This is a genomic window from Methylophilus flavus (assembly GCF_042678905.1).
In the GTDB taxonomy this organism is placed as follows: Bacteria; Pseudomonadota; Gammaproteobacteria; order Burkholderiales; family Methylophilaceae; genus Methylophilus; species Methylophilus flavus.
The window spans coordinates 55,106-66,691 of record NZ_JBHTLN010000002.1 but is presented as its reverse complement, the minus strand read 5'-3'; the positions used below and the strand labels follow the sequence as shown (position 1 = coordinate 66,691).

Below are 11,586 nucleotides of genomic sequence, written 5' to 3'. Positions count from 1 at the left end.
CAATTTAAAAAAAACGATATCCTTGTATCATGCTTTTTGGCAATCACAAGCAAACACAAAAAAGTAAGCGCTTCGCAACTGATTCCCGGTTGCGATCCTGTGCTTTATTGCTAGCCTTATTTATTTCCGGCCTGGCACCGACATCAAATGCCGCCGAATTGAATACGCTTAGTATTGAATCTGCGCCAGGTCAGCCTTTTCTGGCACAACTGCCGGTTAATAACGCGCATCCCAACGCTGATATCAGCTGCTTCACCCTGCAACAGCCTGCGGCCGTTGACCCTGTCCAGCTTGAATACACCACATTAGGCAGCCAGCAAGGCATCCTGATGCTGTGGTCTACTAGCGCCATTTCCGCCCCGCTGACGTTGACACTGACTGATCGTTGCCTGCATAGCAGCCAAGCTTTTACTATCCAGGCTGACAACACTGTTTCCACTTCCGTGCCAGCTGCTACCCCTCAAGTGGTACAGGATGCAACTCCCAAAGTCGCTCCCATCTTGTCACCTTCGCCTGCTCAGCCAGCCGTGTCGGTTGAGCCAGCCATAGCAGCAAGCCCGGAAATCCCGGCCGAGGCTTACAATGCCTTGCAGCGACAGATTGATGCCCTGCAAACAGACTTTAAACAATTACAGAAAAAGTCCGATATCCTGTATGCCAGCAACCTGGCCCAGACCAGTATTTTAACGACCCTGAAGCAGCAGCTGATCCAGCTGCAAAATGAAAACCATTTGCTGCGTACACTCGTACTGACATTGGGACTGGCATTAATCATCACCGGCTATTTCTTTGCGGACTGGTTACGCCGGTATGCGGCTGTTCCCAAAACGCCTAAAGTGCGGGAGAAAGCGAAAGCACAAAGCAGCCTCACGCAACCTGGTCATACTCAGCCGCCGCATAGCAATACGCAAACCCAGCATGCGCAATCAACACCGGGCATTGCTGGCAGCCATCAGGCGCCGCATACGCAATCGCCTTACCAGCCAGCACCTGGCAGACTGCAACCTGTGCCCTTGCATGCGAATGACGATGCGGTTTCACCAGCCAGCGCCCCGCAAAAAGTCAGTTCGCAGCTAAGCACCAATGCCGTCATGCAAGATGCATCGCGCCTGTTTACTCATGGCCGCATCAACCAGGCCATCGAACATTTGCAGCAACATCTGGCCAGGCACCCCAAATGCTCGCCGTGGATGTGGCTTTACTTACTGGACTTGTTATCCAAAGAAGGCAAACAGCAGGAATTTGATATTGTCGCCGGGGATTGCCGGAAACATTTCAATCTTAGCGTTGAACGCAATCCTGACTTTAAACAGCAAGGCATTGAATCTTACCCGCGCATCATGAAGGCCTTGCAACAAACCTGGAATACACCGCAGGTAATCTCGCTGATTGATGACCTGGTGTATAACACGCGGCTGGTGCCTCGCATGGGGTTTGAGCGCAGCATCTTTGAAGAGTTGATGATGCTGAAGGAAATTGCCTGCCAGACGCAGAATCTGCCTACCTCCCAGCCTGCGGTAAAGCCCTCAGCAGACGCAGACTCCATGCAGGATAATTTGCGCGAGTTGCAAAAACTGTCCGGGGATATTTATGTACTGGCGCCGGTAGACCAGACGCCGTTCCAGTACTGGACAGACTTTACGTTTGAGCTGGATGAACCTTCAACAGTGCGCAAATCAGCTTAGCCAGTAGGGAATCGCCAAGCCTGCCGTTAAAGCCGCCCCTATCCAGACATTCTCCAGGAACGCTTTAAAGCATAGTCTTGGGTCTCGCCTGCGAATCAGCTGGTATTGGCGAATGATCAACACTGCTGCCACGCTCCAGCCCAGCCAAAATGTCCATCCTAACTCCAGGAAACAAGCCAACTTGGCCAGGATCACCAGCATGACGACGAAACAGGCCATGATCCCCAGCACATCCCAACACCCAAAAGTAATGGCAGAAGAGCGGATACCGACCTTGAGATCATCGGCCCTATCTACCATGGCGTAAGCGGTATCATAGGCGATAGACCAGCTCACATTTGCCAGTAACAGCCACCACGCCAGCGCAGGTACCTGCCCTTGCAAGGCCACAAATGTCATCGGGATGCCGAAACCGAATGCCACACCCAGATAGGCTTGCGGAATCGCTAAAAAACGCTTGGTGTATGGATAGCTGATTGCCAGAAATAATGCGGGGACTGACCAGGCAACAACTTTCAACCCCAGAGTACACACCAGCAGAAAGGCAATGAGTGCCAGGTACAGGGCTACCAGATAGGCTTCCTTCACCGAGATCTCACCGGTTGCCAGCGGGCGCAAATGTGTACGCGCCACCGCGCCATCCCAGTGCCGGTCGGCAATATCATTCAGTGCGCATCCGGCAGAGCGCATCAGAATAGTGCCCAGCACAAACACAAGCACGACATGCATGTCCGGCTTGCCTTGCCCGGCGACCAACAAACCCCATAAGGTAGGCCACATCAGCAGCCAGATACCGATAGGTTTATCCAGCCGGGTCAAGCGGTAGTAAGCATTCCATTTTGCCAGTGATAACATAATTTTTATCCCGCTATATTCATAAAGCATCCGCCTGGCCGGCTGAGGCAGGTAAAAATACCTCAGTCACCAGCAGATGATGGCGTTGCAGGCAGAATAATGAGCGCCGCGCCCACAATGACTGGTGCGGCAGCAATGGCAAATGTTTTGATACTGTTTTGCGCAAGGGATGAGAAGCAGAAAGTTTACGGAAATGCAGTGCACCACGAATGACGGCGGGATTGGCAAATAACGCCGCGCCCAGAGGCAATCGCCCCATATTACGCAGGCCATACCAGGCGCCTCGCAAATCCTTGCGCGAGATCACGCTATGCGCAAACACACGCGGCTGCCCGTCGCCCATCAGCCACACTTCACGCACCCATGCCTGCGTGCCTGCAGGCAATTGCAGCAATTGCCTCTCGTCAAGATGAGGTTTGCGCCAGGACTCATGCGCCAACTGCACAGAAAAGTCGGCATAGTGACGCTTCAGGCGCGCAGTGAGTGACCCGCGCTCTTGCAACCAGGGGCGCAAAGCATGGTCGGCGGCCGGGGTTGCCTGCCAGCCTGCGTCATCGCAATAATGGACGCGGTGCATGCCAGTCACTGCTGCGGGAGTTTAAACGTTTTAGGTAGCCAGACCCACAACTGCCCTTGCTGGCGCATGGCACCTGCCAGCTTGCCGGCAGACTCACCCTCACCCCAGTAGATATCGGCGCGTACGCCACCCTTGATGGCGCCACCGGTGTCCTGCGCCAGCATGAGCTGCTGCAAGGGCATCTCGGTATCAGGGTATGGTTGCGTGGTCGCCATAAACACTGGCGCGCCCAACGGGATATAAAATGGATCGACGGCAATGCTGCGCGCCGCAGTTAAAGGCACACCAAGCGCACCTAAGGGGCCGGATAAGCCTGCCGGTAATAATTTAAAAAACACATAGCTGGGATTGGTATTCAGCAAGCCTTGCAATTGCTCGGGATGCTGCTGCCCCCAGGTTTTAATACCTTGCATGGAAGCTTCGCTGGCAGTCAGTTCGCCTCGTTCTACCAGCACTTTACCAATAGACTGATAGGGATGCCCATTCTGGTCAGCATAGCCAACCGGCACGCGTTCGCCATTTTCGAGTTCAACAATGCCGGAACCTTGCACCTGCAAGAAAAAGGCTTCTACTGCGTCATTCACCCATATCAGCTCATTGCCCAGCAAGGGCGATTGCAGTTGATCAATTTCGGTACGCGTGTAGTAAGGCACCAATGTTTGCCCCTGCACACGACCGCGCACACGCTTGTATTTTAAATCCGGGAATAAGTTGGACAGATTTACCGTGATCAGGTCGCCAGGCACTTTATACAAAGGCACCGGGAAACGCTCGCTGGCGGCCCTGGCACCTTTTAACACCGGCTGGTAATAACCTGTGATTAAACCCTGTGGCGCACCATCCACCTGCTGCGTGGCATAAACGTTGAAATACTGCTGCCAGTAGGCCTGGATAGCCGCGGCATCATCGGCTTTCACAGCTTGCGCGGCAGTACAGACGGCTTGCCAGTCAGGTTTTTTCTTCAACCCCTGACAGCTTTGCAGCCATGCCGTCCAGCTGGCAAGCCAGTTTTCATTTTCCAGGCCCGGTATTTCTGACCAGCTGGCCGGATTCAGCAATGCATACTGCTGGGTAGGCGGCTTAAGATCAATTGCAGATGCATCTGGTTTTTGAGGCACAACCGGGACACTGGTCGGCGCTTTAGGCGGTGATTTTTTGGGAGGCAACGGTGCATTGGTCTGGCAACCAGCCAGCAATAATAAGCCTACCAGCAACCCTAACTGACTGAGGCCGAATAGTCGCATTGTCACTAACCTATTAACCAGTTTCACTTCCATTAACTTCGTTTTGACTAATTCCACTTATTCATTCCGTTTGGATATTTCAGCCTTAATGCAAACCCGCTGCCTGATGCAGCCAAAAAGTCGGAATATCCACTTCAAACCAGTGACCATCGACTGCCACCATTTGATAAGTGCCATACATCTCGCCGCTGGGCGTATTGAACATCACGCTGCTGGTATATTTATATTCGGCATCGGGTGCCAGTAAAGGCTGCTCACCGATCACGCCCAGGCCTTTTACTTCACGTACCTGCTGCATGGCATCGGTAATCACCCAGTGGCGGCTGATCAATTGCGCCGCGGTGGTGCCGGTGTTGCGGATAGTCACGGTATAGGCATAAACATACTGTCCTGCTTCCGGGGAGGATTGGTCCTGAAGGTATTCGGTAACCACCGATACTTCACATGCATATAAGCCGCTATCTGTCACATTTACCCTATCATGCCAGTGGTGGGAGAACTGGGGCTGGCAGAGTACAGTTTTTTCGCCATCCGCCCCGCTAAAAATGATTCGCGCCCTGCTTCGACCGCTTTTTTCATGGCACTTGCCATCAATACCGGGTCACGCGCAGCCGCAATTGCGGTATTCATTAACACCCCGGCACAGCCCAATTCCATGGCAATTGCCGCATCCGAGGCACAGCCAACGCCGGCATCGACCAGCACAGGAATCCTGGCGCTCTCGATAATGATCTGCAGATTCCACGGATTCAGGATGCCCATACCGGAACCTATCAGTGAAGCCAGCGGCATCACTGCCACACAGCCAATGTCTTCCAGTTGTTTGGCGATAATCGGGTCATCAGAGGTATAGACCATGACTTCAAAACCTTCTTTCACCAACGTTTTGGCGGCAGCCAGGGTTTCTGTCACGTTCGGGTATAAAGTATTCGGGTCACCGAGCACTTCCAGTTTGACCAGTCTATGGTCATCCAGTAGCTCGCGCGCAAGGCGCAAGGTACGCACGGCGTCATCTGCACTATAACACCCGGCCGTATTCGGCAGATAAGTAAATTCCGAAGGCGGCAGGTAATCCAGCAATGAAGGCTCGTTGGCGTTCTGGCCAATATTGGTACGCCGGATGGCGACTGTCACTATCTCGGCACCGCTGGCATCAATCGCCGCGCGCGTTTCCGCAAAATCTTTATATTTACCAGTCCCAACCAGCAGGCGGGATTGATAACTGTTACCGGCAATGACCAGTGCATCACTCATATCTTTATTTTCTAACAATCTGGGTATTCTCTAAAGTTGATAGGATTCGCAAGTAAGGCTTTGGTTGCAGGCGATTGATCGCCCTGGCTTAACCGCCGCCGACTGCGCCGACGATTTCCAGCTTGTCATCGCTTAGGAGCTGCACGGCGGGAAACTGGCTGCGGGGTACAATATCACCGTTACGCTCAATTGCAATGCGCTTTCCAGTCAACTGCATGTGCTCTACCAGGGCCAGCACCGTCATCGCCTCGGATGGCAGTTGCATGGCATTACCATTCACAAAAATTTGCATCCCGCTCTTCATTTTTCATTGATCCAGCCGTTATTTTACGAAATATTGACGCATTTGGCTTTCAGTTTTTAAGCGCTGTTGGCTGTTGTCATCCAATAGTCATGGCTGCGCGTTAAAGTAAGCAAACATGGCATCATGCTTGCTTTGATGTTGTAGCGGCGCAAATACAGCATCAGAATTGGACCAAATTGGGCACTTTGCTGTTTAACCCTTTGCTCAACCAGGAACTTTTTGTTAATTTTGTCGCCACAGACACGACGAACACAATTCGTCATGTTTTACTGGAAATATTGAATCCCAAAAGGAAAATTGAAATGCAAATTGTAGAGTCTTATCAACCAGCTTCGTCCATCCATTTTTTAACCGACGAAATTTATTCCCCAGGCTTAAATACTGCTGCTGATGTGAGTGCTTCAAAAGCTTCACTTAAAGCACAGGAACATAAAAAAGCCATTCTCGAGTTACATCGTTTTCTGGAATCCAGTTGCGATTGCGTTTAAAACTTTAAACTACGCTCGACCGCGACCCAGGCTGGGTCAACATTTTATCTTCCAGGCGCAATAAAAAAAATTAAATAGTGCAATCAGACTGTTTTTTGGCCGTGAACTGATAAATGACAAAAAAGATGGCATTTAGCCATCTTTTTATTTTTACATCTTCCAATAGTGCAGATGCCTATGACATCTACACTTCAGACATTCATTTACTCGATCTGCAATTCCGGACGATCTTTTTCTGGCCAGTCCAGGTGGAAGAATTGACCGCGTGGATGATCTTTACGCTCATAGGTATGTGCGCCGAAGAAGTCACGCTGCCCTTGCAACAGGTTAGCAGGCAGGTCAGCACTTCTGTAACCATCGTAATAGGCCAACGCCGCCGCAAAGCCCTGCGCAGGAATACCATTGGTCACTGCCAGCGCAATCACCTTACGCCAGCCAGCCTGGCCTTCATTCATCGCGTTCGTGAAATATGGGTCCAGCATCAAGTTTTTCAGGCGTGAATTCAATGCATAAGCATCGGTGATTTTTTGCAGGAATCGCGCACGGATGATACAACCGCCACGCCAGATTTGCGCGAGCTCACCGAAGTTGAGTTTCCAGTTATAAGCCACCTGGGCTTTATCAATCAGTTGGAAACCTTGTGCATAGGCGCAAATTTTGGAGCAATACAAAGCGTTTTTAATCGCTTCAATAATCGCCAGCTTGTCAGTTTCCTTGACGATCTCTGGCCCTTTAAGGATACGGCTGGCTTCAACACGCTCCTCTTTCAGGCTGGACAACGCGCGGGCGTAAACTGCGGCGGCAATCGCGTTGGCCGGGGCACCAAGTTCCAGTGCGTTGGCCGCGGTCCATTGACCAGTGCCTTTCTGGCCTGCGGTATCCAGTATATTGTCGACCAGGAAGCCTTTGCCACCTGGATCTCTTTGTTGCAGGATATCTGCCGTGATTTCGATCAGGAAGCTGGACAGCTCGCCCTTGTTCCATTCGGCAAATACTTTACCGATTTCATCTGCTGGCATGCCCAGCAGGTTTTTCATCAGCCAGTAGGCTTCGCAGATCAGCTGCATATCGATGTATTCGATACCGTTGTGCACCATTTTTACATAATGGCCGGCGCCATCTGGACCAATGTACTCTGCACAGGAGAAACCGCCTTCTACAGGCTTGCCTGGCTCGCCACCTTCCATAGGCGTGCCGGTGACCGGGTCCACCTTGGCGGCGATGTCACGCCAGATCGGCTCCAGGCTGGACCATGCCTTGCGCGTACCGGATGGCATTAATGAAGGACCAAAACGGGCACCGGTCTCACCACCTGATACACCTGAACCGATAAACTCGATGCCTTTTGCAGCCAGTTCCTTTTCACGACGGATGGTATCTGTCCACAGCGCATTACCGCCATCAATAATAATATCACCCTGCTCGAGGAAAGGCAGCAAAGCGTTGATGGTCACATCCGTCGCGCTACCAGCTTTTACCAGCAATACGATTTTACGAGGACGTTTAATGCTCAACACGAAAGAAGCCAGATCCGCATGACCAACTACACGCTCATGTGAAGGCTCCTTTGCTTTGCACTCCTCAATGAAATTCAGCATTTTTTTCGGGTCACGGTTATAGACCGCGATGGTATAGCCATGATCAGCAATGTTTAACGCCAGGTTTTGGCCCATCACTGCCAATCCTACCAATCCAATATCCGCATTTTTTGTAGTCATAATTATTGTCTCTAAATAAATGGTTAATTTAGTTGAAAAAAAAGCACAGGCTTTTGGCCTATGCTTGGACTAGATGACATATTGAACGTTCAGCGATTGTTTTAACAGCAGACCGTTCAACATATGCATACTAAGTTTTCGGTTTTAAATTATTTCAGTGCGTTACCCAGCAAGTGCAGCGCCAGTTGGTAACCGATGCCGGCGACTTGCGCATCATATCTTTCACCCTCATCGCGCATAAAGGCATGTTGCCCGTTGACTTCATGCCAGGTGTAATTCAGGCCGGGGATGTTAGCAAAGCGGTTATATAGCTCCGCACGTTTATCGCCAGGAATATGTGGATCCTGCTTACCCCAGATCATCAGCAATTCGCCTTTAATCTCGTTCACACGTTCCATGCTGTGCTGGCCAGGCTTGTTAGGAATAAGGGTAGTATGTAAATCGGTCGCGTAGAAACAGGCCGTTGCTTTCACTTCAGGCTGCAAAGCAGCACGGAATGCCAGATGACCACCGATACAGAATCCGGCTGCGCCCAGTTTGCCGCTATACCATGGCTGCGCATTCAGGAACTCAATCATCGCGCGGTTATCGGTGTCATAAGCCTGCACGTCTTTAGCAAATTTATCCGCGTTACCTTTATCGCGACCGGCGTCGTCATAACCAAGCACGGTGCCAATCGGGTTCAGTTCATGGAACACTTCAGGCACTAACACCGCGTAGCCATGGCTGGCTAAAAATCTTGCCGCACGTTCGATTGGGCCGGTTTGCTGGAAGATTTCCGAGTAAAACAAAACCGCAGGTACTTTACCATCCTGCTTTGGACGATGCACATAGGTGCGCATCACCCCGGTTGGCGTGTCCAAATCAACGATTTCGCTTGTAATCAGCATAACTATCCTTCAACAATCAAAAATATCGGCTATTCTAGCGCTGTTTTGATGGCTTTTCACTGTATTAATGGCTTGCTTCCGAATTTTTTGCTTTTTTTGAATTAAATTCAGTCGGGTATGGCCGGTAGAAAGTTTAAAGGAGTCAGTATGCGTACGCTGTTCAACGGCTTTATAGCACCATGCGATTATCTGGTTGCATTGACCTTGATTTTTTTTACGCACCCGGCTGCTGCCGAACCTGACCGTGAACTGGTTTATAAGCTAAAAGCATCCGTCGTCAAAGTGCATGTCATGACGCAAACCGGCGGCCATGGTGTCGGCACCGGCGTGGTGGTTGCCAAAGATATGATCGCGACCAATTGCCATGTATTAGCCAATAGCAATGGCATCAGTGTTTCAAAATTTGGCGAAAGCATCAGTCCGGTTGGCCTAGTGGCAGATTGGGCACACGATACCTGCATCCTAAAATTCCAGTATCTGGAGCTGGCCCCGGTTAAGCTCGCTTCGGCGGCTTCCCTGCATTACGGCGACGAAGTCTTTTCAATTGGATTTCCCGGCGGGCCACCCAAACCACAAACCATTGCCGGAAAAGTGCGCGCGCTCTACCCTTTTGATGGTGGCACCATTGTGCGTTCAGATGCCGCATTTATTATGGGCTCCAGCGGCAGCCCGACTTTTAACCAGGCTGGGGAGCTGGTATCCCTCAGCACCTTTAAAAGCCCCGGCAAGCATGCGTACTTTTACAGCATACCGGTAGAGTGGGTGCAGGCCTTGATGCTAGAGGACAAAACCTCAACGCCAGTGCCGGATGCAACGCCGTTTTGGGATTTGCCATTGGTGGAACGGCCATTCTGGATGCAAGTGGTGCAGCCTTACCAGACCAGTGACTGGCCAGAGCTTGAAGCCATCGCGCGCGGCTGGCTGAACCAGCAACCAAAGTCAGCTGAAGCTTACTTTTACCTGGCGAGCGCATTGCATGGCCAAGGGCAACTGGCCGCTGCGCAACAGGCTTACCAGCAGTGTGTCACATTGCAGCCCGCCCATATTGACGCCTGGACAGGACTGGCGATTCTCGCCCAGCAAAATAAACAGCCTACCCTGCTCGCCAATGCCGAAGATCACATCAGGCAACTGGACACCCAGGCATATGCCGATTTACAGCAGCGCCTGCAACAAGCACCTTGATTACCTGGGATGTGTCACATGCATGACCTCACACGCCTCTGTTAGAATAGCGTTTTTGATGTGTTGACTCTCAAGGCTTATGACTTCTCGCAATCAGCAACTGTTTGAACAATCCCAAAAACTGATCCCGGGTGGCGTTAACTCACCTGTGCGCGCCTTCCGCAGCGTAGGCGGTACGCCGATTTTCTTTAAAAAAGGCATGGGTTCGAGGTTATGGGATGCAGATGGCAAGGAATATATTGATTACATCAACTCCTGGGGGCCGATGATTTTAGGTCATGCCCATCCGGAAGTGGTTGCCGCCGTACAGCAAGCTGCCGCTAATAGCCTTAGCTTTGGTGCGCCGACTGGCTTAGAGCTGGAAATGGCCGAACTGCTCAATAAACTGGTGCCGAGTATGGAACAGGTGCGTTTAGTCAGCAGCGGCACCGAGGCGACCATGAGCGCGATCCGCGTGGCACGTGGCTTCACCAAGCGCAATAAAATCATCAAATTTGAAGGTTGCTATCACGGCCATGCCGACGCATTACTGGTGAAAGCCGGTTCCGGCTTGCTGACTTTTGGTGAGCCAAGCTCAGCAGGCGTACCCGCAGAAGTGGCTGCTCACACCCTGACGCTGGACTACAACAACTCACAAATGCTCAAAGACACCTTTGCCAGCATCGGTGATGAGATCGCCTGTGTCATTCTGGAGCCGGTGGTCGGCAATATGAACTTGATAGTGCCGCACCAGGAATTTTTGCAAACCCTGCGTAGCTTGTGCACCCAGCATGGCACGGTATTGATTTTTGATGAAGTGATGACTGGCTTCCGTGTGGCACTTGGTGGTGCACAAGCTTTATATGGCATCACGCCGGATATGACCACGTTGGGTAAAGTCATTGGCGGCGGTTTGCCGGTAGGTGCTTTTGGTGGGCGTAAGGATATTATGGGCGTGCTGGCTCCGCTGGGCGCAGTGTACCAGGCGGGCACTTTATCCGGCAACCCGGTAGCCGTCAGCGCCGGTTTAACGACATTAAAACTGGTACAAGCACCTGACTTTTACGAGAAACTTACAGCACAAACCACAAAACTAATGGATGGTTTAAAAGGCGCCGCACACAAAAGCGGTATTGCCTTCAACGCACAAAGCGTGGGCGGTATGTTTGGTTTGTATTTCAGCCAGAACAGCCCGACCAGCTATGCTGAAATGATGCAAACCGACAAAACTGCTTTCAACAGCTTTTTCCATAGCATGTTAAACAGCGGCATTTATCTGGGCCCTTCTGCATTTGAAGCTGGCTTTGTCTCAGCTGCCCATACAGATGCCGATATCGCAGAGACAGTTGCGGCCGCAGAAAAAGCGTTTGCTGCATTGTAAATACATCACAGCTTGCAACACTGAAG

At 51.4% G+C, this 11,586-nt stretch carries 12 protein-coding genes; 4 read left to right on the top strand and 8 right to left on the bottom strand.

Annotated features, from left to right (window positions below; all coding sequences use genetic code 11):
* Window positions 1-107 precede the first annotated feature (107 nt).
* Entirely contained in the window at window positions 108-1,685 is a 1,578-nt protein-coding gene (locus ACFQ2T_RS10270; protein WP_379034085.1) for a hypothetical protein, read from the top strand.
* On the opposite strand, the gene ubiA is transcribed toward ACFQ2T_RS10270, so the two are convergent.
* From ubiA to thiS, 6 genes are all read right to left on the bottom strand, one after another.
* Window positions 1,677-2,540 (bottom strand): 4-hydroxybenzoate octaprenyltransferase, encoded by an 864-nt coding sequence (gene ubiA / locus ACFQ2T_RS10265; protein WP_379034083.1) that lies wholly within the window; start codon window positions 2,538-2,540, stop codon window positions 1,677-1,679. The two genes, ACFQ2T_RS10270 and ubiA, sit on opposite strands and share 9 nt — an antisense overlap.
* A 19-nt stretch (window positions 2,541-2,559) precedes the next feature.
* On the bottom strand, window positions 2,560-3,117 hold the full coding sequence (locus ACFQ2T_RS10260) for a chorismate--pyruvate lyase family protein (protein WP_379034081.1): 558 nt from the start codon (window positions 3,115-3,117) through the stop codon (window positions 2,560-2,562).
* 5 nt (window positions 3,118-3,122) lie between these two features.
* The gene (gene mltA / locus ACFQ2T_RS10255) at window positions 3,123-4,361 is read right to left on the bottom strand and encodes a murein transglycosylase A (protein ID WP_379034079.1); all 1,239 of its coding nucleotides are present in this window, start codon (window positions 4,359-4,361) and stop codon (window positions 3,123-3,125) included.
* An 85-nt stretch (window positions 4,362-4,446) separates the two neighbouring features.
* The gene (gene apaG, locus ACFQ2T_RS10250; RefSeq protein ID WP_379034077.1) at window positions 4,447-4,830 is read right to left on the bottom strand and encodes a Co2+/Mg2+ efflux protein ApaG; all 384 of its coding nucleotides are present in this window, start codon (window positions 4,828-4,830) and stop codon (window positions 4,447-4,449) included.
* Between the two features lie 2 nt (window positions 4,831-4,832).
* Entirely contained in the window at window positions 4,833-5,615 is a 783-nt protein-coding gene (locus ACFQ2T_RS10245; protein WP_379034075.1) for a thiazole synthase, read from the bottom strand.
* 88 nt (window positions 5,616-5,703) lie between these two features.
* Window positions 5,704-5,907, bottom strand: a complete 204-nt coding sequence (gene thiS, locus ACFQ2T_RS10240; protein ID WP_379034073.1) for a sulfur carrier protein ThiS — start codon at window positions 5,905-5,907, stop codon at window positions 5,704-5,706.
* Window positions 5,908-6,221: 314 nt separating this feature from the next.
* Between thiS and ACFQ2T_RS10235 the strand changes: the two genes are divergently transcribed.
* The gene (locus ACFQ2T_RS10235) at window positions 6,222-6,407 is read left to right on the top strand and encodes a hypothetical protein (protein ID WP_379034071.1); all 186 of its coding nucleotides are present in this window, start codon (window positions 6,222-6,224) and stop codon (window positions 6,405-6,407) included.
* A 203-nt stretch (window positions 6,408-6,610) separates the two neighbouring features.
* On the opposite strand, the gene gndA is transcribed toward ACFQ2T_RS10235, so the two are convergent.
* Together gndA and ACFQ2T_RS10225 are read right to left on the bottom strand one after the other, a co-directional pair.
* On the bottom strand, window positions 6,611-8,125 hold the full coding sequence (gene gndA / locus ACFQ2T_RS10230; protein ID WP_379034069.1) for an NADP-dependent phosphogluconate dehydrogenase: 1,515 nt from the start codon (window positions 8,123-8,125) through the stop codon (window positions 6,611-6,613).
* Window positions 8,126-8,274: 149 nt separating this feature from the next.
* Entirely contained in the window at window positions 8,275-9,015 is a 741-nt protein-coding gene (locus tag ACFQ2T_RS10225; protein WP_379034067.1) for a dienelactone hydrolase family protein, read from the bottom strand.
* Between the two features lie 147 nt (window positions 9,016-9,162).
* On the opposite strand from ACFQ2T_RS10225, the gene ACFQ2T_RS10220 reads away from it, so the two are divergent.
* Both ACFQ2T_RS10220 and hemL read left to right on the top strand, forming a co-directional pair.
* Window positions 9,163-10,200, top strand: a complete 1,038-nt coding sequence (locus tag ACFQ2T_RS10220; RefSeq protein WP_379034065.1) for a S1 family peptidase — start codon at window positions 9,163-9,165, stop codon at window positions 10,198-10,200.
* A 79-nt stretch (window positions 10,201-10,279) separates the two neighbouring features.
* Window positions 10,280-11,560, top strand: a complete 1,281-nt coding sequence (gene hemL / locus ACFQ2T_RS10215; RefSeq protein ID WP_379034063.1) for a glutamate-1-semialdehyde 2,1-aminomutase — start codon at window positions 10,280-10,282, stop codon at window positions 11,558-11,560.
* Window positions 11,561-11,586 lie beyond the last annotated feature (26 nt).